This window comes from Achromobacter sp. JD417 (assembly GCF_041879325.1).
GTDB lineage: Bacteria > Pseudomonadota > Gammaproteobacteria > Burkholderiales > Burkholderiaceae_B > Achromobacter > Achromobacter mucicolens.
In genome coordinates, this window is record NZ_CP087159.1 from 1,509,768 (window position 1) to 1,535,697 (window position 25,930).

Annotated in this window: 18 protein-coding genes and 1 pseudogene; 14 read left to right on the forward strand and 5 right to left on the reverse strand. The window is 66.4% G+C overall.

All coding sequences use genetic code 11. The features are described 5' to 3' along the window. Nucleotides 1–159: 159 nt before the first annotated feature. Nucleotides 160–2,847, reverse strand: a complete 2,688-nt coding sequence (gene mdeB / locus LN047_RS06945; protein WP_373981394.1) for an alpha-ketoglutarate dehydrogenase — start codon at nucleotides 2,845–2,847, stop codon at nucleotides 160–162. Nucleotides 2,848–3,059: 212 nt separating this feature from the next. Here mdeB and LN047_RS06950 point away from each other — a divergent pair, with 212 nt between their 5' ends. After that, the gene (locus LN047_RS06950) at nucleotides 3,060–5,111 is read left to right on the forward strand and encodes an OPT family oligopeptide transporter (protein ID WP_142050218.1); all 2,052 of its coding nucleotides are present in this window, start codon (nucleotides 3,060–3,062) and stop codon (nucleotides 5,109–5,111) included. On the opposite strand, the gene LN047_RS06955 is transcribed toward LN047_RS06950, so the two are convergent. The 4 genes and pseudogenes from LN047_RS06955 to LN047_RS06970 form a co-directional block, all read right to left on the reverse strand. After that, the gene (locus LN047_RS06955) at nucleotides 5,108–6,334 is read right to left on the reverse strand and encodes a M20/M25/M40 family metallo-hydrolase (RefSeq protein ID WP_373981395.1); all 1,227 of its coding nucleotides are present in this window, start codon (nucleotides 6,332–6,334) and stop codon (nucleotides 5,108–5,110) included. The two genes, LN047_RS06950 and LN047_RS06955, sit on opposite strands and share 4 nt — an antisense overlap. 4 nt (nucleotides 6,335–6,338) lie before the next feature. After that, nucleotides 6,339–7,580, reverse strand: a pseudogene (locus tag LN047_RS06960) (hydantoinase/carbamoylase family amidase); the annotation flags it as partial. Nucleotides 7,581–7,660: 80 nt separating this feature from the next. Continuing rightward, nucleotides 7,661–8,605 (reverse strand): allantoinase PuuE, encoded by a 945-nt coding sequence (gene puuE, locus LN047_RS06965; RefSeq protein WP_062838558.1) that lies wholly within the window; start codon nucleotides 8,603–8,605, stop codon nucleotides 7,661–7,663. Between the two features lie 176 nt (nucleotides 8,606–8,781). Next, a complete protein-coding gene (locus LN047_RS06970) occupies nucleotides 8,782–9,798 on the reverse strand; it encodes a 1-aminocyclopropane-1-carboxylate deaminase (RefSeq protein WP_373981396.1) in 1,017 nt (338 codons plus the stop codon). On the opposite strand from LN047_RS06970, the gene LN047_RS06975 reads away from it, so the two are divergent. From LN047_RS06975 to LN047_RS07035, 13 genes are all read left to right on the forward strand, one after another. After that, nucleotides 9,797–9,994, forward strand: coding sequence for a hypothetical protein (locus tag LN047_RS06975; protein WP_373981397.1), 198 nt, complete (start codon nucleotides 9,797–9,799; stop codon nucleotides 9,992–9,994). The two genes, LN047_RS06970 and LN047_RS06975, sit on opposite strands and share 2 nt — an antisense overlap. Further along, nucleotides 9,991–10,461 (forward strand): Lrp/AsnC family transcriptional regulator, encoded by a 471-nt coding sequence (locus LN047_RS06980; RefSeq protein WP_056322133.1) that lies wholly within the window; start codon nucleotides 9,991–9,993, stop codon nucleotides 10,459–10,461. Before LN047_RS06975 ends, LN047_RS06980 begins: the two co-directional genes overlap by 4 nt. A 327-nt stretch (nucleotides 10,462–10,788) precedes the next feature. After that, on the forward strand, nucleotides 10,789–13,656 hold the full coding sequence (locus LN047_RS06985; protein WP_373981398.1) for a 2-oxoglutarate dehydrogenase E1 component: 2,868 nt from the start codon (nucleotides 10,789–10,791) through the stop codon (nucleotides 13,654–13,656). Between the two features lie 103 nt (nucleotides 13,657–13,759). Further along, nucleotides 13,760–14,995: a 2-oxoglutarate dehydrogenase complex dihydrolipoyllysine-residue succinyltransferase gene (odhB, locus tag LN047_RS06990; protein WP_056322139.1), complete on the forward strand. Its 1,236-nt coding sequence runs from the start codon at nucleotides 13,760–13,762 to the stop codon at nucleotides 14,993–14,995. Nucleotides 14,996–15,127: 132 nt separating this feature from the next. Next, nucleotides 15,128–16,555, forward strand: a complete 1,428-nt coding sequence (gene lpdA / locus LN047_RS06995; protein WP_180099085.1) for a dihydrolipoyl dehydrogenase — start codon at nucleotides 15,128–15,130, stop codon at nucleotides 16,553–16,555. A 92-nt stretch (nucleotides 16,556–16,647) separates the two neighbouring features. After that, on the forward strand, nucleotides 16,648–17,739 hold the full coding sequence (zapE, locus tag LN047_RS07000) for a cell division protein ZapE (RefSeq protein ID WP_142050203.1): 1,092 nt from the start codon (nucleotides 16,648–16,650) through the stop codon (nucleotides 17,737–17,739). Nucleotides 17,740–17,851: 112 nt separating this feature from the next. Continuing rightward, a complete protein-coding gene (locus LN047_RS07005) occupies nucleotides 17,852–18,385 on the forward strand; it encodes a sigma-70 family RNA polymerase sigma factor (protein ID WP_056322146.1) in 534 nt (177 codons plus the stop codon). Beyond that, a complete protein-coding gene (locus LN047_RS07010; protein WP_373981399.1) occupies nucleotides 18,378–19,367 on the forward strand; it encodes a FecR domain-containing protein in 990 nt (329 codons plus the stop codon). The genes LN047_RS07005 and LN047_RS07010 overlap by 8 nt, the downstream gene beginning before the upstream one ends. Nucleotides 19,368–19,447: 80 nt before the next feature. Next, nucleotides 19,448–21,976 carry a TonB-dependent siderophore receptor gene (locus LN047_RS07015; protein WP_373981400.1) on the forward strand — a complete coding sequence of 843 codons (2,529 nt, stop codon included), beginning with the start codon at nucleotides 19,448–19,450 and terminating at the stop codon, nucleotides 21,974–21,976. A 105-nt stretch (nucleotides 21,977–22,081) separates the two neighbouring features. After that, nucleotides 22,082–22,363, forward strand: coding sequence for a DUF3649 domain-containing protein (locus LN047_RS07020; RefSeq protein WP_175156310.1), 282 nt, complete (start codon nucleotides 22,082–22,084; stop codon nucleotides 22,361–22,363). Then, nucleotides 22,360–24,048: a PepSY-associated TM helix domain-containing protein gene (locus LN047_RS07025; protein ID WP_373981401.1), complete on the forward strand. Its 1,689-nt coding sequence runs from the start codon at nucleotides 22,360–22,362 to the stop codon at nucleotides 24,046–24,048. Before LN047_RS07020 ends, LN047_RS07025 begins: the two co-directional genes overlap by 4 nt. Then, on the forward strand, nucleotides 24,045–24,368 hold the full coding sequence (locus LN047_RS07030; RefSeq protein ID WP_056322155.1) for a DUF3325 domain-containing protein: 324 nt from the start codon (nucleotides 24,045–24,047) through the stop codon (nucleotides 24,366–24,368). The genes LN047_RS07025 and LN047_RS07030 overlap by 4 nt, the downstream gene beginning before the upstream one ends. A gap of 83 nt (nucleotides 24,369–24,451) precedes the next feature. Further along, nucleotides 24,452–25,807, forward strand: coding sequence for a tryptophan--tRNA ligase (locus LN047_RS07035; protein WP_056322159.1), 1,356 nt, complete (start codon nucleotides 24,452–24,454; stop codon nucleotides 25,805–25,807). The last annotated feature ends 123 nt before the right edge of the window (nucleotides 25,808–25,930 follow it).

Genomic DNA, 25,930 nt, shown 5'->3' on the forward strand with positions numbered 1-25,930 from the left:
TCGCGGCCCGCCGTATTCGTTGCGAAATGCTTAGGGAACACCCGTATTTCACCAGAAAGCGCGGGTGCTTGGTTGCTGCACTGCAGCGAGCGTTCGCTTTTGATCAAGCAAACGCGTGCGCGGCGCCGCCCCGATGGGCGAGGCGGAATGGATGATCCCCTAGATTTCCCACGGTGGCGCCTGGCGGCTGCCGACGCTCAAGGCGCGGCGCAAGGTGCGCGCATCGTCCTGCCTGTCCAGGCTGTCCAGCGCATGCAGCACGATCCAGTCGGCGCCGACCTCGAAGAAATCGCGCAAGCGCGCCCGCGTGTCGCTGCGCCCGAAACCGTCCGTGCCCAACGTGCGGTAGGGCGCTTTTACGTAGGCGCGGATCTGTTCGGGCACGGCGCGCACGTAGTCGCTGGCCGCGATCACCGGGGCGTCGCTGCCGGCCAGGCAGGTGTGCACCCAGTCCTGGTCCTGCGGCGCTTCCAGGCCCAGCACGCGTGCGCGCTCGGCCTGGCGGCCGCTGCGGGCCAGCTCCGAAAAGCTGGTCACGCTCCAGACTTCCGCATCCACGCCGAATTCGTCCTGCAGGCGGGCGGCGGCCAGCTCGGCTTCGCGCAGCATGGGGCCGGCGCCGAGCAGGCGGACCTGCGCCTTGCCGCGCGCGGGCCGCAGCCGGTACAGGCCGCGCAGGATGCCTTCGCGCGTCGCGGGATCCTGGGGCATGTCGGGCTGCGCCAGGTTCTCGTTCGTGACGGTCAGGTAGAAGAATTCATCGCATTGCTCGTCCAGCATGCGCCGCATGCCATGTTCGACGATGACGGCGACCTCAAAGGCGTAGGCCGGGTCATACGCGCGGCAATTGGGCACGGTGGCGGCCATGATGTGGCTGGAGCCGTCCTGGTGCTGCAGGCCTTCGCCGCCCAGTGTCGTGCGGCCCGACGTGGCGCCGATCAGAAAGCCCCGGGCGCGCTGGTCGGCGGCGGCCCAGATCAGGTCCCCGATGCGCTGGAATCCGAACATCGAGTAATAGATATAGAACGGCAGCATCGGCAGGCCGTTGACCGAGTAACTGGTGCCGGCCGCCGTCCAGGACGAGATGGCGCCGGCCTCGGTGATGCCTTCTTCGAGGATCTGGCCGTCGCGGGCCTCGCGGTAGTACAGCACCGAGCCGATGTCCTCGGGCTCATAGAGCTGGCCTTGCGCCGAATAGATGCCGATCTGCCGGAACAGGTTGGCCATGCCGAAGGTGCGCGCCTCGTCCGCGACGATGGGCACGATGCGCGGGCCCACGGTCGCGTCCTTGAGCAGCGCGGTCAGCATGCGCACGATGGCCATCGTGGACGACATCTCCTTGCCGTCGGCCGCCAGCGCAAAGCGCGCCCATTGGTCGGCGTCCGGGGGCGCGAGCCGCGGGGCCTCGGCGTTGCGGCGCGGGATATAGCCGCCCAGCGCGGCGCGGCGCGCCTGCAGGTGGCGCATTTCGGCGCTGTCTTCGGCGGGGCGGTAGAACTTGAGCGCCAGGCAGTCGGCGTCGGAAATCGGCAGCGCGAAGCGGTCGCGGAACGCGAGCAGCGCTTCGTCGTCCAGCTTCTTTTGCTGATGGGTGGTCATCTTGCCCTGGCCGGCCGTCCCCATGCCAAACCCCTTCTTGGTCTGCGCGAGGATGACGGTGGGCTGGCCGCGATGGTTCGCGGCGCGGTGATAGGCGGCGTGGATCTTCACCATGTCATGGCCGCCCCGGTGCAGGCGGTCGATGGCGTCGTCGGACCAGTCGGCCACCAGCGCCGCCAGCTCGGGATTCTGGTTGAAGAAATGGGCGCGGTTGAATGCGCCATCGTTGGCCGCGAAGGTCTGGAACTGGCCGTCCACGGTGTTGGCGAAGGCGCGGGCGAGCGCGCCGCCGGTGTCCCGGCGCAGCAGCGCGTCCCAGTCGCTGCCCCAGACGAGCTTGATGACGTTCCAGCCCGCGCCGGCGTACAGGGTTTCGAGTTCGTCGATGATGCGGCCGTTGCCGCGCACCGGGCCGTCCAGGCGCTGCAGGTTGCAGTTGACGACGAAGATCAGGTTGTCGAGCTTTTCGCGCGCGGCCAGCGTGAGCGCCGCGATGGATTCGGGCTCGTCCATTTCGCCGTCGCCAAAGATGCCCCACACCTTGCGGTCGGCGCCGGGCACCAGCGAGCGATGTTCCAGATAGCGCATGAAGCGCGCCTGGTAGATGGCGTTGATGGGACCGATGCCCATCGAGCCGGTGGGGAACTGCCAGAAATCCGGCATCAGCCACGGATGGGGGTACGAGGACAGGCCGCGCAAGCCGCGCGTGGTGGCGGTGATTTCCTGGCGGAAATGCGCCAGGTCGTCTTCGCCCAGAAAGCCTTCGAGGAAGGCGCGCGCGTAGACGCCGGGCGCCGAGTGCGGCTGCATGTAGACGATGTCGCCCGGGCTGCCGTCCGTGCGGGCGCGAAAGAAATGGTTGAAGCCGACTTCGAACAGGTCGGCGGCCGACGCGTAGCTGGCGATGTGGCCGCCCAGCTCGCCATGCGCCTGATTGGCGCGCACCACCATCGCCAGCGCGTTCCAGCGGTTGATGCGGGCGATGCGCTCTTCGACGGCCAGGTTGCCGGGAAAGGGCGGTTCCTGGTCGGCGGGAATGGTGTTCAGGTAGGCGGTGCGGGTCTGGCTGTTGGCGCGCAGCCCGAGCGAGGCGGCGTGGCCCAGGACGCTGTCCAGCACGTAGCCCGCGCGCTCGGCCCCGTCGGCCTGCAGCAGGGACTGCAACGCTTCGCGCCATTCGGCGGTTTCGGCGGGGTCGGCGTCGTCCTGGAGGGCCGATCCGGGAAGGGGCTGGCGAGGGTCGAGCATGGTGAGTCGTCTCCTGTTTTTACTGCTCATGCTAGACCCATGCCCGAGGCATGAGTCATCAAATTCCGCAAGGAAATCCGGCGCTTTCAGCATAATCTTTCGCCAGGATCCTGCGGCACGGCAGGTTCCACTGCCCGATCGCGCTTACCGCTGGTGACCACGGGGTGGACGGTCTGGCGCTAGAATGCGCGGCTATCAATAGGGAGAAACCCATGACCCAGCCCATCCGCGTTCCGCCGGAGGTCACGCTGCCCGAGCTGACCGTCCGGGGCGTCCTGCTCGGCGCGCTGATCACCGTCATCTTCACCGCCTCGAACGTGTTCCTGGGGCTCAAAGTGGGCCTGACGTTCTCGTCGGCCATTCCGGCGGCCGTGATCTCGATGTCGGTCCTTCGCATGTTCAAGGACGCCAACATCCTTGAAAACAACATGGTGCAGACGCAGGCCTCGGCGGCCGGCACACTGTCGGCCATCATCTTCATCCTGCCGGCGCTGGTCATGATGGGCCACTGGCAGGGCTTCCCGTTCTGGCAGACGCTGGGCATCTGCGCGGCCGGCGGCATGCTGGGCGTGATGTTCACGATTCCGCTGCGCCACGTGATGGTGGTGCAGAGCAACCTGCCGTATCCGGAAGGCGTGGCGGCGGCGGAGATTCTGCGGGTGGGCAGCGCCGAGCGCGCGCAGGACGCGCCGCAGACCGGCGCGCACGCGTCGGCCAAACCCGCCGCCACCGGCATGGGCGACATCGTCGCCGGGGGCGTCGCGGCGGCCGTGGTCAGTTTTGCCGCCAGCGGGCTGCGCGTGCTGGGCGACAGCGTCAGCGGCTGGTTTGCATTGGGCGGCGCCGTGTTCCGGCTGCCGATGGGCTTTTCGCTGGCGCTGCTGGGCGCGGGCTACCTGATCGGCATCGTCGCCGGGCTGGCGATGTTGACCGGGCTGGTCATTGCGTGGGGCATCGCGGTGCCCATCCTGACGGCCATGGGCGACATGCCCGCGGGCGCGACGCTGGCGTCCTATGCCACGGGCCTGTGGTCCTCGCAGGTGCGCTTCATTGGCGCGGGCGTGATCGGCGTGGGCGCGATCTGGACGCTGGCGACGCTGTTCGTGCCGATGGCGCGCGGCGTGAAGGCCTCGTTTTCGGCCTTGACCAAGGAGGGCGCGGCCCGAGCGGGCACCGCGCCGCGCACCGAACGCGACCTGTCGGCTGGATGGATCTCGGCCGTGACGCTGGTGCTGGTGGCGATCCTGGTCTTCACGTTCCAGGTGTTCCTGTCGGGCACGCCGCTGTCGGCCGGCGCCATCTGGAAGCTGGTCGCCTACGCGGTCCTCTTCGCCTTTGTGTTCGGTTTCCTGGTGGCCGCGGCTTGCGGCTACATGGCCGGCCTGGTGGGGTCGTCGACCAGTCCGATCTCCGGCGTGGGCATCGTCGCCATCGTCCTGGTCTCCGTGCTGATGCTGGGCGTGGGCGGCGAGCTGATGGCGCTGGAAAACGGCGTGCAGATGGCGATTGCCCTGGCGATCTTCAGCACCTCGGCCGTGGTGGCGGTGGCGTCGATTTCGAACGACAACCTGCAGGACCTGAAGACCGGCTGGCTGGTGGGGGCCACCCCGTGGCGTCAGCAGGTCGCGCTGCTGATCGGCTGCGTCGTCGGCGCGGCGGTGATTTCGCCGGTGCTGGAGCTGCTGTACAACGCGTACGGGTTTGCGGACGCGATGCCGCGCGAGGGCATGGACGCCTCGCAGGCGCTGTCCGCGCCGCAGGCCACGCTGATGCTGGCGATCACGCGCGGCATCTTCACCCACCAGTTGAACTGGACGATGATCCTGATCGGCATGGCGGTGGGCGTGGGGCTGATCGTGGTGGACGAGATCATGAAGCGCACCTGCAAGGTGGCGCGCATTCCCGTGCTGGCGGTCGGCATCGGCATCTACCTGCCGCCGACCGTCGCCGCGCCCATCGTGGCGGGCGCGCTGCTGGCCTGGCTGCTTGAGCGCGCCCTGCGCCGCCGCGCCGCCGCCGCCAACCAGCCCTACGACCGCTTTGCCGAGGCGGCCAACCGCCGCGGCGTGCTGATCGCCTCGGGCCTGATCGTGGGCGAGAGCCTGGTGGGCGTGCTGATGGCGGCCATCATCGGCGGCACGGGCTCCGAGGCGCCGCTGGCGATCGCAGGCGAGGACTTCGCCGGCATGGCGTCCTACCTCGGGTTGGCCGTCTTCGTGCTGGTGGCCGTGCTGTTCTGGCGCCGGGTGATGCGGCTGGCTTAGTGCAGCAAATCCGCCAGCGTGCGTGCAATGACCTTCGTCGCGCGGCGCAGGTCTTCCAGATTGATGCGCTCGTCGTTGCGCTTGGCGTGCGATTCCAGCACCGTGCGCGGGCCCGCGCCGTAGATCACGCCGGGGATGCCGGCTTCGGCGTACAGGCGCACGTCGGTGTAGAGCGGTGTGCCCATCGCGGGGATGGGTTCCCCGAACACCGCCTCGCCATGTTGCTGGATGGCCTGCACCAGCGGCTGCGCGCCGGGCAGCGGGCGCATCGAATTGGCCAGCAGCAGCCGCTTGATCTCGACACGGATACCGGGACATGAAGCCGCGGTTTCTTCGATGATGCGCCGGATGTCGGCCTCGACCTCCGTGGCGTTTTCTTCGGGAATCATGCGGCGGTCCAGCTTGAAGCTGACCTTGCCGGGCACCACGTTCGTGTTCGTGCCGCCTTCGATCCGCCCCACGTTCAGGTACGGATGCGAAATGCCCGGGACCTGCGACGTGATCGCCCGGTATTGCGCGTTCTGCGCATACAGCGCATTCAGAATCGCGACGGCGCCTTGCAAGGCGTCCACGCCGCTGCTTGGGATGGCCGCGTGGGCCATCTTGCCGTGCACCGTCACTTCCATCTGCAGGCAGCCGTTGTGCGCGGTGACGACTTCATAGCTGAAGCCGGCCGCGATCATCAGGTCGGGGCGGGTCAATCCCTGCTCCAGGAGCCAGCCCGGACCCAGCAGACCGCCGAATTCCTCGTCATACGTAAAGTGCAGCTCCACCGCGCCGCGCGACGGCATGGCGACGGCTTCCAGCGCCCGCAGCGCAAACGTGAAGCTGGCGAAGTCGCTCTTGCTGACGGCTGCGGCGCGGCCGTACAGGCAGCCGTCCTCGATCTCGGCGCCGTAGGGATCGTGCTTCCAGCCGTCGCCGGGCGGCACCACATCGCCGTGCGCGTTGAGCGCGATGCGCGGGCCTGCGCCGCTGTATTCGCGGCGCACGATGAGGTTGGTGATGGACTGCATGCCGTAGTCCGCGACGGCCTGGGCCGGCACGGGGTGGGCTTCGGCGTGCAGGCCAAAATCCTGCAGCAGTTGCGCGGTGCGCTCGGCGTGCGGGGCGTTGTTGCCGGGCGGCGTGTCGGTGGGCACGCGCACCAGTTCTTGCAGGAAGCGGACTTCTTCGTCGAAATGGGCGTCCACCCAGGCGTCGAGTCGGGCGTAATCGGTCATGGCGTTATGTCGGGGTTTCGTTGGCCAGCGCGTCGAGCAGGCCCAGCATGGCTTGCGCGGCAAGTTCGATATCGTCGCTGGTGGTGGATTCGCGGGGGTTGTGGCTGATGCCGTTGTTCTGGCCGCGCACGAAGAGCATTGCCTGCGGCATGATCTCGTGCAGCTTCATGGCGTCGTGGCCGGCGCCGCTGGGCATGCGGTGCACGGGGACGCCCAGCGCGTCGACCGCGCGCTCCCAGCGCTGCTGCCAGCGCGGATCGCTGGGCGCGGCGGCGGCGCGCATGGTTTCTTCAATCGAATAGCGCAGGCCGCGCCGCGCGCAGATGGCGGCCAGCTCGGCCAGCACGTCATCGACCAGCGCGTCGCGCTGCGCATCGCTGGGGGCGCGCAGGTCCAGGCTGAAGCGGCACTCGCCCGGCACGACGTTGATCGATCCGCTGGGCACCTCGAACATGCCTACCGTGCCGACCGAATCGCCATCGCGGGCGGCGCGGCTTTCAACATAGAGCGCCAGCTCGGCGGCCGCGACGGCCGCGTCGCGCCGCCGGTTCATGGGCGTGGTGCCGGCATGGCTGGCCAGGCCCAGGATCTGCACCTGATGGCGCACGCAGCCGTTGATGGACGTGACGACGCCAAGCGGCAGCCCCATTTCATACAGGACCGGACCCTGCTCGATGTGCACCTCGACAAAGCCCAGGTAATTGGCCGGATCGCGCCGCAGGCCGGCAATCCCGTCGATGTCCAGGCCCGCGTGCGTCATGGCCTCACGCATGGTGATGCCGTCGGCATCCTTCTGCGCCAGCCAGTCGGGATTGAAGCTGCCAATCAACGCGCCCGAGCCCAGGAACGTGGCCCGGTAGCGCTGGCCTTCTTCCTCGGCGAAGGCGATCACCTCCACGTCGAACGGCAGGCGCCGGTTCTCTCGATGCAGCGCGCGCACGCAGGCCATGGGCACGAAGATGCCAAGCCGGCCGTCGTACTTGCCGGCGTTGCGCACCGTGTCGAAGTGGCTGCCGGTCATGAGGACCGGCGCGCCGGCGCGGGCGGCGCGATAGCGTCCCACCACATTGCCGACGGCGTCGATGCCGACCTCGTCAAAGCCGCAGTCTCGCATCCATTGCGAGATGCGCGCGGCGCAGGCGCGGTGCGCGTCGGTCAGGTAGGTGACCGTGAGCTGGCCTTTTTCGGCGTAGCCCGGATCGCTGTAGACGCTGAGCGCCTCGTGCCAGTCCCAGATGTCGCTGCCCATGCCGGTTTCGCCGTGGCGGCTGTGCGGGCGCGGCTCGACGTTCGGCTCGTTCAGATTGTTGGTCATGGTCGTCCTGTTCAACGGTCGGAGAGGTAGGGGTGGGTGGCTTTCCAGTGTCGCGCGATGTCCAGGCGGCGGCACACCCAGACGCGATCATGGCGCGCGATGTGATCCAGGAAACGCTGCAGGGCAACGATGCGGCCGGGCCGGCCCAACAGGCGGCAGTGCATGCCGATGCTGAGCATCTTGGGCGCCTCGTCGCCTTCGGCATACAACGCGTCGAAGCTGTCCTTCAGGTACTGGAAAAAGGGATCGGCGTGGGAAAAGCCCTGCGGCAGCGCGAAGCGCATGTCGTTGCAGTCCAGCGTGTAAGGCACGATGAGCTGCGGCGCCGTGGCGCCATCCGATTTGCGCACTTGCATCCAGAAGGGCAGGTCGTCGCCGTAATAGTCGCTGTCGTACTCGAATCCGCCATCGTCGGCGACCAGCGTGCGGGTGCGCGGGCTGTCGCGGCCGGTGTACCAGCCCAGCGGCCGTGTGCCCGTCAGCGTGGTGATGGCGTCGATGGCCAGGCGCATGTGCTCGCGCTCGGTGGCTTCATCCACGTTCTGGTAGTGGATCCAGCGCCAGCCGTGGCAGGCAATTTCATGCCCCAATTCCACGAACGCCGCGGTCAGGTCCGGATGGCGTTGCAGCGCCATGCCGACGCCGAACACCGTCAGCGGCAGCTGGCGCTTTTCGAATTCCCGCAGGATTCGCCACACGCCCGCCCGCGAGCCGTATTCATAGATGCCTTCCATGCTGAGATGCCGGTCCGGATAGCTGGCGGGGCTGAACATCTCGGACAGGAACTGCTCGGAGCCGGCGTCGCCATGCAGCACGCTGTTTTCGCCGCCTTCCTCGTAATTCAGGACGAACTGCACCGCAATCCGCGCGTTGCCTGGCCATTGCGCGTGAGGCGGATTGCGGCCGTAGCCGACGAGGTCGCGGGGGTAAGGCTTGGTGGAATCGTAGGCGGGCATGGGCGGGCGGGGGAACGCGAAACCGTGGCAAGGCAACACAGGATTCGCGTGTGGATTTGTGTATACAAAGTATGTACATCAATTGCCCCTCCCGCGCCATCCTGGGTTGCCCCTACGGGGAGGCTTGGCGTCACCGCAAGTCCCCGCAAGGCCACCCCATGACGCCGAAGCCGCCGCTATCCGTTGCGGTAGAGAAAGCTGTAGGCGTTGATCGCCGGCACCCCTCCCAGGTGCGCATACAGGACCTTCGAACCGGCGGGAATCTCGCCTTTGCGGATGATGTCCATCATCCCCTGCATGGATTTCCCTTCGTACACGGGGTCGGTCATCATGCCTTCCAGGCGGGCGCAGGTACGGATGGCATCGTTGGTTTCGGCTGACGGCAGGCCATACGCGGGATAGGCGTAACGCGTGTCGAGCACCACGTCCTTGTCTTCGATGGGTCTGTCCAGCCCGACGAGGTCGGCGGTGCGCCGCGCGATGCGCAGGACTTGGGCGCGCGTCTGCTCCGGCGTGGCGGAGGCGTCGATGCCGATGACGCGGTCGGCGCGGCCGTCGGCGGCAAAGCCCACGACCATGCCGGCCTGCGTGCTGCCCGTGACCGCGCAGACGACGATGTAGTCGAACTTGAATCCCAGATCGGCTTCCTGGCGGCGCACCTCTTCGGCAAAGCCCACGTAGCCCAGCCCGCCCAGCTCGTGGTCGGATGCGCCCGCGGGAATCGCATAGGGCTTGCCGCCGCGGCGTTTCACTTCTTCAAGCGCCTCTTCCCAACTGCGGCGAAAGCCGATGTCGAAACCCTGGTCGACCAGCCGCACGTCCGCGCCCATGAGGCGGCTCATCATGATGTTGCCGACGCGGTCGTAGACCGCATCCGAATAATTCACCCAGTTTTCCTGCACCAGCACGCAGGCCAATCCCAGCTTGGCGGCCACCGCCGCGACCATGCGCGTGTGGTTGGACTGAATGCCGCCGATGGTGACGAGCGTGTCGCAACCTTGTTCCAGCGCCTGCGGGATCAGGTATTCAAGCTTGCGCAGCTTGTTGCCGCCAAACGCCAGGCCGCTGTTGCAGTCCTCGCGCTTGGCGTAGATCTCGACCTTGCCGCCCAGATGCTGTGAAAGGCGGTCCAGCTTTTCGATTGGGGTATCGCCGAAGGTCAGGCGATGACGGGGAAAGCGTTGCAGATCCATGGTGGCTCCTGATGATTCGGGCGGCCTGCGCTTTTTGGCAGGGTTCGCAAAAATCATAGAAATCATGGGCTTGAGGGGTCAATTGCGTATTTTTTCAATCCGCCAAATCGAAACCTCGTTTATTGGTGTTTATGCAATTAATATTTCAAAATTAAAAACCGCGACCAAATTTAATTTTCAGGGACGCATTCCATGACCGCCGTGTTCACGCTGGACCGCATCGACCGCCAGATCCTGCGCATTCTTCAGGACGACGCGCAGATCACCAATCTGGACCTGAGCGCGCGCGTGCATCTCAGTCCGGCGGCGTGTCTGCGGCGCGTCGAGCGGCTCAAAAGCGAAGGCATCATCCGAAAGACGGTCGCGCTGCTGGAACCTGCCGACGTGGATATGGCCACGCTAGTCATCGTGGGCGTGGTGCTTGACCGTTCCACACCCGACTCGTTCACCGACTTCGAGGAAGCGGCCAAGAGCATCAGCGGCTGCCTGGAATGCCACCTGGTGGCAGGCGAATTCGACTACTTCCTGATGCTGCGCATCCGCGATCTGGAAAGATTCAACAAGCTGCATGCGGGCGAGATCATCAAGCTGCCTGGCGTACGCCAAATTCGCACCTTTTTCGTACTGAAAGAGATCATGTCGACCACTGCGCTGCCGGTTTGACGCGGCGTAAATGCAACACTTGCCTTTTCTGTTATTCAAAATGACGCGCTGCGGCATTTTGCATTGACAGATTTTGGTGGCGCGTAGACGGCGCATTGGAAGGGGTTGGACGGACATTCCGTTGCTGCATGACGGCATTCCGAAAGGGCTTTCGCGTCACGGAAATGCGGGAAGACGCCCGTAAACTCAAAGGGTTATACTTCTCGACCATAGGCTTTCAAGGCTTGTACGCGCCTTCTGCCCCTGCTATCCGCCTAACGGGAAGCCCGTGTCGCGGAAGGTTTTCCTGCATCGTCTCGAGTGAAGCACTCGTAAAGGTGAAGCGATATGTCTTCGGAAATAGAATCTCTATCCACGTCTTACCTCTTTGGGGGTAATGCCCCGTATGTCGAGGAGCTTTACGAAGCCTACCTCGATAACCCCGGTTCGGTACCTGACAACTGGCGCGAATATTTCGACCAATTGCAGCACGCTCCCGCAACCGACGGCCAGGAATCCACTCGCGACCAGGCCCACGCTCCCATCGTCGAATCGTTCGCCCAGCGCGCCAAGGCCAATGCCTTCGTGCAACGCGCCGCCGAACCCGACCTGAGCGTGGCCAGCAAGCAGGTTTCGGTGCAATCGCTGATTGCCGCCTACCGTTCGCTGGGTTCGCGCTGGGCCGACCTCGATCCGCTCAAGCGCCAGGAACGTCCGCCGATCCCCGAGCTCGATCCCGCCTTCTATGGCCTGACCGAAGCCGATCTGGACCAGACGTACTCGGCCACCAACACCTACTTCACGACCGCCAGCACGATGACGCTGCGCGACATCCTGAAGGCGCTGCGCGACACCTACTGCCGCAGCATCGGTGCAGAATTCACCCACATCTCCGACCCCGCCGCCAAGCGCTGGATCCAGGAACGCCTGGAAACCACGCTGGGCGCGCCCACGTACACCGCGGAAGAAAAGCGCCACATCCTTCAGCAGCTCACCGAGTCCGAAGGCCTGGAACGCTTCCTGCACACCAAGTACGTCGGCCAGAAGCGCTTCTCGCTGGAAGGCGGCGAAAGCTTCATCGCCTCGATGGACGAAGTGGTCAACCACGCCGGTGAAAACGGCGTCCAGGAAATCGTGGTCGGCATGGCCCACCGCGGCCGCCTGAACCTGCTCGTGAACATCATGGGCAAGATGCCCGGCGACCTGTTCGCCGAGTTCGAAGGCAAGCACGCCGAAGGCCTGACCGACGGCGACGTGAAGTACCACAACGGCTTCTCGAGCGACCTGTCCACGCGCGGCGGCCCCGTCCACCTGTCGCTGGCGTTCAACCCGTCGCACCTTGAAATCGTCAACCCCGTCGTCGAAGGCAGCGCACGCGCCCGCCAGGAACGCCGCGGCGATGCCGAAGGCAAGCAAGTGCTGCCGGTGCTGGTGCACGGCGACGCGGCCTTTGCCGGCCAGGGCGTCGTGATGGAAACCCTGAACCTGGCGCAGACGCGCGGCTACGGTACGGGCGGCACGCTGCACATCGTCATCAACAACCAGATCGGCTTCACCACGTCCGACCCGCGTGACTCGCGTTCGACGCTGTATTGCACCGACGTGGTCAAGATGATCGAAGCCCCGGTGTTCCACGTCAACGGCGACGATCCCGAAGCCGTGGTGTTCGTCACCAAGCTGGCGCTGGACTACCGTCTGCAGTTCCGCCACGACGTCGTCGTGGACATCGTCTGCTTCCGCAAGCTGGGCCACAACGAGCAGGACACCCCGTCGCTGACGCAGCCCCTGATGTACAAGCGCATCGGCCACCACCCCGGCACGCGCAAGCTGTACGCCGACAAGCTGACCACGCAAGGCGTGCTGGCCGACGGCGAAGCCGATCAGCTGGTCAAGGACTACCGCCAGCTCATGGAAGACGGCCAACGCACCATCGAACCGGTGCTGACCGACTACAAGAGCAAGTACGCCATCGACTGGTCGCCGTTCCTGGGCGCCAAGTGGACCGACCAGGCCGACACCGCCGTGCCGCTGGCTGAACTCAAGCGCATCGGCGAACGCATCACCACCGTGCCGGAAGGCTTCACGGTGCACCCGCTGGTCGCCAAGCTGCTGAACGACCGCCGCACGATGGCCAAGGGCGAAATGAACCTGGACTGGGGCATGGGCGAACACCTCGCCTTCGCGACCCTGGTGTCCTCGGGCTACGCCATCCGCATCACCGGCCAGGATTCGGGCCGCGGCACGTTCACGCACCGCCACGCCGTGCTGCACGACCAGAACCGCGAACGCTGGAACGACGGCACCTACATTCCGCTGCAGAACGTGTCGGAAGGCCAGGCGCCGTTCACCGTCATCGACTCCGTGCTGTCCGAAGAGGCGGTGCTGGGCTTTGAATACGGCTTCTCCAGCGCCGAACCCAACACGCTGGTCATCTGGGAAGGCCAGTTCGGCGACTTCGTCAACGGCGCCCAGGTCGTGATCGACCAGTTCATCAGCTCCGGCGAAGCCAAGTGGGGCCGCCAGTCGGGCCTGACGCTGATGCTGCCGCACGGCTACGAAGGCCAGGGTCCCGAGCACTCGTCGGGCCGCATCGAGCGCTTCCTGCAGCTGTGCGCCGACAACAACATGCAAGTGGTTCAGCCGACCTCGGCTTCGCAGATCTTCCACGTTCTGCGCCGCCAGATGATCCGTCCGTTCCGCAAGCCGCTGGTGCTGTTCACGCCGAAGTCGCTGCTGCGCAACAAGGACGCCGGTTCGCCCCTGACCGATCTGGCCGGCGGCAGCTTCCGCCCGGTCATCGGCGAGGTCGACGAGGCCATCGACGCCAGCAAGGTCAAGCGCGTGCTGGCTTGCTCGGGCAAGGTGTACTACGACCTGGTCAACGCCCGCCGCGAGCGTGGCGCCGACAACGTCGCCATCGTCCGCGTCGAGCAGCTGTATCCGTTTGCGCACAAGTCGTTCGAAGCCGAACTGCGCAAGTACCCCAAGGCAACCGAAGTGATCTGGGTGCAAGACGAACCCCAGAACCAAGGCGCCTGGTTCTACGTTCAGCATCACGTGTACGAGAACATGGTCGAAGGCCAGAAGCTTGGCTACGCAGGCCGTGCCGCGTCGGCATCGCCGGCCGTGGGCTACCTGGCCAAGCACCAGGAGCAGCAGAAGGCCCTGATCGAAACGGCCTTCGCGCCCAAGTTCAAGGTCATGTTGACGAAGTAACCCTTACTTGATGCACGCGCCGCGGGCGGCAAGCGTTCCGGAACCCCGTTTCGAACCTTGCCGCGCCGCGTGACAAGAACACACTCTCTACGGAATAAACAAAATGGCTATTACCGACGTCGTCGTTCCCCAACTTTCCGAATCCGTTTCCGAAGCGACCCTGCTGACCTGGAAGAAGCAGCCGGGCGCTGCCGTTGAAGCCGACGAAATCCTGATCGAAGTCGAAACCGACAAGGTCGTGCTGGAAGTGCCGGCCCCCGCCTCGGGCGTGCTGTCCGAAATCGTCAAGGGCGATGGCAGCACCGTGACCTCCGGCGAAGTGCTGGCCCGCATCGACACCGCCGCCAAGGCTGCCGCCGCCGCCACCGCGCCGGCCGAAGCCCCCAAGGCCGCTGAGCAAGCCGCCGCCGCGCCGGCGCCCGCCGCTGCCGCCCCGGCCTCGACCGCCGCTGCCGGCGTCGCTTCGCCCGCCGCCTCGAAGATCCTGGCCGAGAAGGGCGTTGACGCCGCTTCCGTGTCGGGCACCGGCCGCGATGGCCGCGTGACCAAGGGCGACGCCCTGGCCGCCAGCGCCCAGCCCAAGGCCGCGCCGGCCAAGGCTGCCGCCGCGCCCGCCCCGACCACGCTGTCGCTGGACGGCCGTCCGGAACAGCGCGTGCCGATGAGCCGCCTGCGCGCCCGCATCGCCGAGCGCCTGCTGCAATCGCAGCAGGAAAACGCGATCCTGACCACGTTCAACGAAGTCAACATGCAGGCCGTCATCGACCTGCGCGCCAAGTACAAGGACAAGTTCGAAAAGGAACACGGCATCAAGCTGGGCTTCATGTCGTTCTTCGTCAAGGCCGCCGTTGCCGCGCTGAAGAAGTACCCGCTGATCAACGCCTCGATCGACGGCAAGGACATCATCTACCACGGCTACTTCGACATCGGCATCGCTGTCGGCAGCCCGCGTGGCCTGGTGGTGCCGATCCTGCGCAACGCCGACCAGCTGTCGATCGCCGACATCGAGAAGACCATTGCCGACTTCGGCCGCCGCGCCGCTGACGGCAAGCTGGGCATCGAAGAAATGACCGGCGGCACGTTCTCGATCTCCAACGGCGGCGTGTTCGGCTCGATGCTGTCGACCCCGATCATCAACCCGCCGCAATCGGCCATCCTGGGCGTGCACGCCACGAAGGATCGCGCCGTCGTCGAAAACGGCCAGATCGTCATCCGCCCGATGAACTACCTGGCCCTGTCCTACGACCACCGCATCATCGACGGCCGCGAAGCCGTGCTGGGCCTGGTCGCCATGAAGGACGCCCTGGAAGATCCGCAGCGCCTGTTGCTGGACCTGTAATCTCGACGCCCCTGGCCGGCGCCGAACGCGACCTGCAAGTCGCGCGGCGCCCGGGCCGGCTCCCCGCCGGCCCGCAGCACGACCACGCTGGGCAGGGAGTGCGCTTCTTCACCCCTCATTCGCGAGAACACTATGTCCAAACAATTTGACGTCGTCGTGATCGGCGCAGGCCCCGGCGGCTACATCGCCGCCATCCGCGCCGCGCAGCTCGGCATGTCGGTCGCCTGCATCGACGCCTGGCAGAACGGCCAAGGCGGCCCGGCTCCCGGCGGCACCTGCACCAACGTCGGCTGCATCCCGTCCAAGGCGCTGCTGCAATCGTCGGAACACTACGAGCAAGCCAACCACCACTTCGCCGAGCACGGCATCGAAGTCAAGGGCGTCAGCCTGAAGCTCGACACGCTGATCGGCCGCAAGAACACGGTGGTCAAGCAGAACAACGACGGCATCCTGTACCTGTTCAAGAAGAACAAGGTCACGTTCTTCCACGGCAAGGGCGCGTTCAGCGGCCAGGTGGAAGGCGGCTGGGCCATCAAGGTCACCGGCACCACCGAGGAAGACCTGGTTGCCAAGCACGTCGTGGTCGCCACCGGCTCGTCGGCGCGTGAACTGCCCGGCCTGCCGTTCGACGAAAAGGTCGTGCTGTCCAACGACGGCGCACTGAACATCGGCGCCGTGCCCAAGACGCTGGGCGTCATCGGCGCTGGCGTGATCGGTCTGGAAATGGGCAGCGTGTGGCGCCGCCTGGGTTCGGAAGTCACCATCCTGGAAGCGATGCCGGAATTCCTGGCCGCCGCCGACGGGCAAGTGGCCAAGGAAGCCCTGAAGGCTTTCACCAAGCAAGGCCTGAACATCCAGATGGGCGTCAAGATCGGCGAGATCAAGGCGACCGCCAAGTCCGTGACCGTGCCTTATGTCGACGCCAAGGGCGCCGAGCAGAAGCTGGTCGTGGACAAGCTGATCGTCTCGATCGGCCGCGTGCCCTACACCGGCGGCCTGAACGCCGACGCCGTGGGCCTGAAGCTGGACGAACGCGGCTTCGTGGCCGTGGACGGCGACTGCAAGACCAACCTGCCGAACGTCTGGGCAGTGGGCGACGTGGTGCGCGGCCCGATGCTGGCGCACAAGGCTGAAGAAGAAGGCGTGGCGGTTGCCGAGCGTATCGCCGGCCAGCATGGCCACGTCAACTTCGACACCGTGCCGTGGGTCATCTACACCTCGCCGGAAATCGCCTGGGTCGGCAAGACCGAACAGCAGCTCAAGGCCGAAGGCCGCGAGTACAAGGCCGGCAGCTTCCCGTTCCTGGCCAACGGCCGCGCCCGCGCGCTGGGCGACACCACCGGCTTTGCCAAGGTGATCGCCGATGCCAAGACCGATGAAGTCCTGGGCGTGCACATCGTGGGCCCGATGGCCTCGGAACTGATCTCGGAAGCCGTGACCATCATGGAATTCCGCGGCGCCGCCGAAGACATCGCCCGCATCTGCCACGCGCACCCGACCCTGTCGGAAGCCGTGAAGGAAGCCGCGCTGGCCGTGGACAAGCGTGCGCTGAACTTCTAAGCCGCGTCTGACTGCTGCAAGACCGGGGGCGGGTTCCAGGACCCGCCCTTTTCTTTACCGCCATTACCATTTCAGCCTGATCCGGTTCCCCTATGAACGTCAGCGACTACTACGAACACGCATTGGCCGAACGCGGCTACAAGCCCGATGACGCGCAGAAGAAGGCGATCGACCGCTTGCAGCGCTATTACGACGAATGGGTCAAGTTCAAGTCGATGCGCTCGAACGCGCTGAAAAAGCTGCTGAACCGTCCCGACGTGCCGCGCGGCGTGTATCTGTGGGGCGGTGTGGGCCGCGGCAAGAGCTTCCTGATGGATGCGTTCTACGCCACCGTGCCGGTGGTGCGCAAGACGCGCCTGCACTTTCACGAATTCATGCGCGGTGTGCATCGCGAGCTCGAGGAAGTCAAGGGCATGCAGGATCCGCTGGACGAGGTCGCCAAGCGCGTGGCCAAGCGCTACCGGCTGATCTGCTTTGACGAATTCCATGTGTCCGACGTGGCGGACGCAATGATCTTGCACCGCCTGCTGCTCAAGCTGTTCGAATACGGCACGTCGTTCGTGATGACGTCCAACTACGAACCCTCCACGCTGTACACCGACGGCCTGCACCGGGACCGTGTGCTGCCCGCCATCGCGCTGATCCAGTCGCGCATGGACGTGATGAACGTGGATGCGGGCATCGATTACCGCCGCCGCTCGCTGGAGCAGGTGCAGAGCTATCACACGCCGCTGGACGAGCATGCGCAGAAGGCGCTGCAGGCGGCCTTCGACGCGCTGGCCGACACCCCCCCGCAAGAGCCCGTGCTGCACATCGAGCATCGCGAGATCCGCGCGTTGGCGCTGGGCGGCTCGGTGGTGTGGTTCGACTTCGCCACGTTGTGCGGCGGTCCGCGCTCGCAGAACGACTACCTGGAACTGGCCAATCGCTTCCACGCCGTGATCCTGTCGGGCGTGCCGCGCATGGGCCCGCGCCAGGCGTCCGAGGCGCGCCGCTTCACCTGGCTGATCGACGTGTTCTACGACCATCGCGTCAAGCTCATCATGTCGGCCGAGTGCGAGCCCGAAGAGATCTACACGGAAGGCGCGCTGGCCAACGAGTTCCACCGGACCGTCTCGCGCATCCTGGAAATGCAGTCGCGCGAATACCTTGAATCGGAGCGCCGCCTGGCCGCGACGTTGTAGTAATGCGTCACCCGGCCCGCAATTTCAGGGCCGGGTGAGGTCAATCATTGTTAATGCAAGTCATTATCAATTAAGATTTTGAGACTTTTGGTCCCGCGCCGCAGTCTCATCCGTGTCTTCCACCTTGCTTTCCTCATCGGCCCCGTGCGTCGACGCCCAGGTCGCGCCTGTCGATGGCCTGTACCGCGATCACCGCCCGTGGCTGTTCGGATGGCTGCGCCGCAAGCTGGGTTGCGAACATCGCGCCGAGGATCTGGCGCAGGACGTCTTCGTCAGGGTGATCCAGGGCCGCAAGCAGGTGCGGGCCAACGAGGCCCGGGCGCTCCTCACCACCATCGCAAAGGGATTGGTCGTCGACCACCAGCGCCACGCCGCGCTGGAACACGCGTACCTTGCCTATCTGGCCAGCGTGCCCGAAACCTATGCGCCGTCGCCCGAGGCGCAGGCCGAGCAATTGCAGGCGCTGGTGCAGCTGGATCGCCTGCTGGACGGGTTGCCGCCGAAGGCGCGCGCCGCGTTCCTGCTGTCGCAGCTTGACGGCCTGACGTATCCCGAGATCGCCGAACGCCTCGATGTGTCGTTGAGCTCCGTGCAGCAATACATGGTGCGCGCGATGTCCGCGTGCTATGCGGCGATCCATGCCTGACGCGCTGAACCTCATGCCCGCCGCAGGCAGGTCCTCGGATGCCGCCCCTTCGGAAGCCGTCGTGCGCGAGGCCATTGTCTGGTGGAGCCGGTTGCAATCGGGCGTGGCGGACGCGCAAACGCGCGAATCGTGCCGCGCCTGGATTGCGCAGGATCCCGCGCATCGCGTGGCGTGGGACCGGCTGCAGGACATCGGCCGCGACACGCGCCGGGTGCCGGCGGCGTTGGCGCACACCGCGCTGAATGCGCCCGCCTCGCGTGGCCGGCGCGCCGCGCTGCGCAGCCTGTTGACGGTGGCCGGCGTGGCCGCCACCGGCTGGGCCGGCTACCGTCATGCGCCCTGGCAGCGGCTGGTCGCCGACTACAGCACCCGCGTGGGCGAGCGCCAGGCCCTTGCGCTGGCGGACGGGCTGCGCGTCACCTTGAACAGCGATTCTGCCGTGCGCGTCAATGTCAGCGGCAACGTACGTGATATCGCGCTCTTGCGCGGCGAGATGCTGGTGCACGCCGAGCCGCATCCGGGCGCACGGACGCTGCGCGTGGACACCGGCGACGGCCAAGTGCAGGCCGAGCGCGCGCGGTTCGACCTGCGGCGAACGGCGCAAGGCGCGCGCGTGGGCGTATACGAAGGCAGCGTGGCGCTGCTGCGCGATGGCATCCTGACGCAGCTTGCCGCCGGTGAACGGCTGTTTCCTGCCGAAGACGGAAAACTTCAGCGCGGCGCGACGGACCCGGACCGGCTCGCCTGGGTGGACGGCATGGTGGTGGCCAAGGAATGGCGGCTGGACGACTTTGCCGAATACCTGGCCCGCCAGCGCGTGGGCGTCATCCGCGTCGATCCCGCGGTGGCGGCCTTGCGGCTTTCCGGGGTGTTTCCGCTGGACGACGCCGAGCGCGCGCTCAAGGCGCTGGAACATTCCCTGCCGATCACCGTCACGCGCCACACGCACTATTGGCTTCAGGTCGGACCGCGCGACGCCTGAGCGTTACAAATTTTCTTGCCGGCGCATTGCAGGTTTTGCATCCCCGTACGGAAAGCAGAAAGAAACCACCGTACAGGGAGATGTTTGTGTCCGCTTCAATCCACACCCGCCTGCGCGCACCGCTGACCGCCGGCCGTCAAGCCGTGCTGGCCGTGTCGTGCGCCGGGGCGCTGGCCGTCGGCGCGCCCGCGGCCTGGGCGCAGTCCACGCCAGCCGCAGACGCGGCGGCAGCCGCCAATGGTCAGCGCAGTTTCCAGATTCCGGCAGGGCCGCTGGCCGATGCGCTGACGCAGTTTGCGCGCAGCGCGGGCGTGGTGCTGTCGTTCGATCCGGCGCTGGTCCGTGGCCGGCGCTCGGACGGGTTGAACGGCGCATATACGGTGGGCGCGGGCTTCTCGCGCATCCTGGCGGGCAGCGGCCTGCAGGCGCGCGCGCAATCGGGCAACACCTGGACGCTGGCGCCCGCCCCGGCCTCCGCGGGCGATACGCACACGCTGGCGCCCGTGACGGTCACGGGCATGCCGGACAGCGCCTATGCGCCCACGGTGGGCTACGTCGCCACCGCCAGCGCCAGCGCCACCAAGACGGACACGCCGCTGATCGAGACGCCGCAGTCGGTGTCCGTGGTCACGCGCGAGCAGATCACCGAGCAGGGCGCGCAGACGCTGAATCAGGTGCTGCGCTACACGGCGGGCGTGGCCACCGAGTCGCGCGGCGCCACGGCGACCCGCCTGGACCAGTTCAACGTGCGCGGGTTCTCGGCGTCCACGTACCTTGATGGGCTGCGCGTGTTCGGCGGCCGCGACGCGCTGCCGCAGGTCGATGCCTTCCGCCTTGAGCGTGTAGACGTGCTCAAGGGGCCGGCGTCGGTCATGTACGGGCAGGGCGGTCCGGGCGGCGTGGTGAATCAGGTCAGCAAGCGGCCGCTGGACGAGCCGCTGCGCGAGGTGGAACTGCAGGTTGGCAATTACGACTTCCGCCGCGCCAACTTCGATTTCGGCGGCCCCATCGACGAAGAGGGCAAGTACCTGTATCGCCTAGTGGGATCGGGCTACATGTCGGACGGCCAGGTGCAGGACACCAAGGAACGCCGCTACTTCGTGTCGCCCGCGTTCGCCTGGAAACCCAATGCCGATACCTCGCTGACGATCCTGACCAATTTCCAGCGTGATCCCGACATGGGGTCGTACGGCGCGGTGCCGGCCATGCGCACCTTGTTGCGCGCGCCCGACGGCTTCCGGCTGCCCGCCGACTACTACGACGGCGACGCCAATTTCGAAAAGAGCGACCGCAAGAGCTACTCGCTGGGCTACATCCTGGACCATCGCTTCAACGACACGTTCAAGGCCTCGCAAAGCCTGCGCTGGACGCATTCGGACGCCAAGTACCGCAGCGTCTATGGCGCGATGACCAACTACTACGGCTATACGGACAGGACCTACCTGTACCACCAGCGCGCCTCGATCGCGACTGACGTGGATGTGGGGGCGCTGACCATCGACAACAACCTGCAGGCTCGCTTCAACACCGGCAAGATCGGCCACAACGTCCTGGTGGGATTCGACTACCAGCACGTCAAGACCGACACGCTGTCGGGATTTGGTTCCGCGCCTGCGCTCTACGTGAAGAATCCGGACAATTTCCAGAATATTCCCGTGCCGGCGTTCTCCAGCGACGCGACCACCACGCAGTACCAGACCGGCGTGTATTTCCAGGACCAGATCAAGATCGACCGTCTGTCGTTCCTCTTGGGCGGGCGCTACGACTGGTCGCGCAATGTGGGCGAGACGACGGCGATCGCCTCGGGCCGCGTCACCCCGTCCAAGCTGAGCGCCGAAGCGTTTTCGGGCCGGTTCGGCGCCATCTACAACTTCGACAACGGCGTGGCGCCGTACTTCAGTTACTCGGAATCCTTCGAGCCGCAGTCCGGCACGGGCTGGAACAACACGCCGTTCAAGCCGATCGAGGGCAAGCAGTACGAAGTGGGCATCAAGTACCAGCCGCCGGGCTCGGCCACGATGCTGACCTTCGCGGCCTTCGACATCCGCCGCGAGAACATGACGACCACCGACCCGGACCCGACGCACCTGTGCGGCACGGCGGGTGGACGTTGCTCGATCCAGGCGGGCGAGCTGCGCACGCAGGGCATCGAACTCGAGGCCAAGACCGAGCCGATGCGCGGCCTGTCGCTGATTGCCGCCTACTCGGTCATGAACAACGAATACACCAAGGCCTATCCGAATGCGGCGGGCTTTGACCTGACCGGCAAGACCCCCGCCGCGCTGCCGTCGCAGCAGGCGTCGGCCTGGGCGCGCTACCAGCTTCAGGAAGGCCCGCTGGCCGGCCTTGGCGTGGGCGGTGGCGTGCGGTACATCGGTTCGTCGTACGCCAACGAGGCCAACACGCTGAAGGTGCCGAAAGTCACGCTGGTGGACCTGATGCTGGACTACGACCTGGGCCGCGCCTCGCCGGCGCTCAAGGGCATGCAGGTTGCGCTGAACGTGCAGAACCTGTTCGACAAGGAGTACATCGCGTCGTGCTCTGGCGAGTCCTGGTGCTGGTTCGGCTACCAGCGCTCCATCAAGGCGAGCCTGCGATATCGCTGGTAAGCAGGTTGGCCGTTCCTGTATTAACGAGAATCGTTATAATTCAGGCCGGCCACGTCCCCGCAACCACCTAGAACTCCCGTGAAAGCTCCCGCAGCCGGCGCAGGCATGATGCGCTACCGATTGGCCGTATTCTCCCGCGCGACGGCCGCCATCCTGGGCGGCTATGCCCTGGCCTCGGCGGCGGCCGCCTGCCTGGCGGTCTGGCTGCCGTTGGGGCGGCCCGATGCCGTGACCGCGGCGCAGCTGCTGTCCTTCGTGGTCTATGCCTGCGGCGTGATCTGGGTGTTTGCCACGCGCAACGCCTGGCGCGCCTGGGCGGGCATCCTGGTCCCCGCCGCGCTGCTGGGCGGCATGTTTCTCGCGCACCGGCTCGTGGGGGCGGCATGAAGGCGGCCAAGACCAAGCATCCCGGCGAAGAGGGCCTGCGCCAGTCGATGTCGTGGCTGCATACGTGGGCTGGCCTGATTTTCGGCTGGGTGCTGTTCGCGATGTTCCTGACCGGCTCGCTGGCCTTCTTCCGGCCCGAGATCACGCGCTGGATGCAGCCCGAGATCCAGGTGCAGCCCGCGCCCGCCGTCCAGGCCGTCGCCACGGCGCAGCGCTATCTGGCGGAAAACGCGCCTGACGCCAAGCGCTGGTTCATCACGCCGCCGTCCGACCGCGAGCCTCTCATCCAGCTGCTGTACCAGACCCCCAAGCCCAAGCCGGGCGAGCGCGGATTCGTGCGCGTCAAGCTGGACGCGGCCACCGGCCAGGCCGTGACGCCGCGCCAGACCCGCGGCGGCGACTTCTTCTACCGCTTCCATTTCGAGCTGGAAACCGCGTTTCCGTGGGGACGCTGGCTGGCCAGCATCGCGGGCATGTTCATGCTGGTGGCGATCATCAGCGGCATCATCACGCACAAGAAGATCTTTGCTGATTTCTTTACCTTCCGGCCCGGAAAGGGCGGCCAGCGTGCCTGGATGGACGGCCACAACGTGCTGTCCGTGCTGGGCCTGCCGTTTCACCTGATGATCACCTTCAGCGGCCTGGTGCTGTTCATGGTGATGCTGATGCCGGCCGGCATCCAGGCCGTGTACGACAATCCGCGCGATTACACCAACGAGGTCTTCAAGGCCTTCAAGGTCACGCCGCCGCTGAACCAGCCCGCGCCGCTGGTACCGATTGCCCCGTTGGTGGCGCAGGCTGAGCAGCAGTGGCAAGGCCGCGTCGGCCGCGTGACCGTCAACAATCCCAATGACGCGGGCGCCACCATCACCATCAGCCGCCACGTCGGCGACGGTGTGTCGTACGGGCTGATGGCGCCGTTCATGCGTTTTGACGGGGTGACGGGCGCGCTGCAGGAGTCCGAGGCCGGCCGCAGCGCGACCGCCCTGACCGCGGGCGTGATCACCGGCCTGCACCTGGGCCTGTTCGCCGAACCGGTGCTGCGCTGGCTGTATTTCATCGTCAGCCTGGCCGGCACGGCCATGGTGGCCACGGGCCTGGTGCTGTGGATCGCCAAGCGCCGCCAGAAGGCCCGGCCGGGCGATGCGCGCGAAGCGTTCTCGCTGCGCCTGGTGGACGGCCTCAATGCGGGCACCATCGCGGGCGTCGTGTTCGGCGTGGCGGCGGTGTTCCTGGCCAACCGGCTGCTGCCCGCCGACATGCCCGGGCGCCAGGTCTGGGAGGTGCGCGCCTTCTTCATCGCCTGGGGCCTGTCGCTGGTCTATGCGTTTCTCTTCCAGCGGCGCAAATGGCAGGACCTGCTGGCGGTGGCCGCCGCCGCGCTGGCCCTGGTGCCCGTGGTCAATGCGCTGACCACCCACCGGCACCTGGGCGTCTCGTTGCCGCAGGGCGATTGGGTGATGGCGGGTTTTGACCTGACGTGCCTGGCAAGCGCCCTGTTTTTTGCATGGATGGCGCAGAAGGCTGCCCGGGCCCGCAAGGCGCCCGCCAGATCCGCGGGCAAGCCGCGCGCCGCGCGTGCCCAGGCAGTCAAGTCCGCTGCCGCTGCGCCTGCCCCGAACGACCCCGCCGTTCCGGCCGCCGTGCACCGCACCGCTTTCGAACCGCGAGGTGATACGCCATGACGCTTGCCGCCTTCTGCCTGGCCTATGCCGGGTTTTCCGCTCTGTGCCTGGCCATGGACCGTCACTACGAAGATCTGTTCGACCGCGCCTTGCCGCGCCGTCATCGGTTGCCGTTGCGGCTGTTCGGCTGGACGGCGCTTGCGTTGTCGCTGTGGGCGTCCGCGGCGGTCTGGGGCTGGAGCTACGGGACGGTCGAATGGATCGGCATTCTCAGCATCGCCGGCCTGCTGCTGATCTGGTTCCTGACCTTCCGTCCGCGCGCGGCGCTGACCGCGGGCGGCCTGTGCGCGCTGGCCGCGCCCGTGCTGGCGGTCTGGTAGGCGCGGGCTGCGTTGCGGCCGGGCAGGGCCGCGCTGCGGCACGTTACACTGACGGCTTCCCCTAGCAACCGCCTTCTCGCCTCATGAATACCCGCGTCCTTACCGGCATCACCACGACTGGAACCCCCCATCTCGGCAACTACGCGGGCGCGATCCGTCCGGCGGTGCAGGCCAGCACGCAGCCCGGCGTCGACGCATTTTTCTTTCTGGCGGACTACCACGCGCTGATCAAGTGCGACGATCCGGCACGCGTGGCGCGCTCGCGCCTGGAAATCGCCGCCACCTGGCTGGCGGTCGGCCTGGACGCCGAACGCGTGACGTTCTACCGCCAGTCGGACATTCCCGAAATCCCCGAACTGAGCTGGCTGCTGACCTGCGTGACCGCCAAGGGCCTGATGAACCGGGCGCATGCGTACAAGGCGTCGGTCGACCAGAACGTGGCCAAGAACGTGGATCCGGACGACGGCATCACCATGGGGTTGTTCTCGTACCCGATCCTGATGGCGGCCGACATCGTGATGTTCAACGCCAACAAGGTGCCGGTGGGCCGGGATCAGATCCAGCATCTGGAAATGGCGCGCGACATCGCGCAGCGCTTCAACCACCTGTACGGACGCGACTATTTCTCGCTGCCGGAAGTGGTCATCGAAGAAGACGTGGCGACCCTGCCGGGCCTGGACGGCCGCAAGATGTCCAAGAGCTACAACAACACCATTCCGCTGTTCGAAGGCGGCAAGAGCGCATTGCGCGCCTCGGTGATGCGCATCGTGACCGATTCGCGCGAGCCCGGCGAACCCAAGGATGCCGAATCCTCCCACCTGTACACGCTGTACCGCGCGTTCGCCACGTCCGAGCAATCGGCGGCGTTCCGTCAGCAGCTCGAAGCGGGCATGGGCTGGGGCGACGCCAAGCAGGCGCTGTTCGAGCACCTGGAAGCGCTTCTTGCGCCGATGCGCGAAAAGTACGTCGACCTGATGGCCAATCCGGGCCGAATCGAAGACATCCTGCAAGCCGGCGCTGCCAAGGCACGCAAGCTTGCCGTGCCCTTCATGCAGGAACTGCGCGAGGCCGTGGGCCTGCGCAACCTGAGCGCAGCCGCCACGGCAGGCAAGGGCGCGCAGGGCAAGAAGGAAAAATCCAAGGGCGCGCGCTTCGTCAGCTTCCGTGACGAGGACGGCGGCTTCCGGTTCCGCCTGTTGGCGGCCGACGGCGAGGAACTGCTGTTGTCGCAGCGCTTTGCCGATCCCAAGGAAGCGGGCGCCCTGATGCGCCGGTTGCAGTCCGAACCCGCTGACAGCGTCCTGCAGGCGCAGGCAGAGGGCTATGCGGCGGTGATCGATGGCGTGACCGTCGCCACCGCGCCCGAGGGCATGCAGGGCGAGCCCGCGGCGCGCCTCGCCCGCACCCGCGAAGCGCTCTTGTCGCTGGCGCAGGAATAAACGGCAACTGAAGACGGCGCGGGCAATCCGCGCTGTCGCGCATGCAGTTCAGCTGCTTGCTCCATTAGCAGTGCAAAAAAAATCCCGGCGCATCGGGCGCCGGGATCTGGATATGGCAGCGGA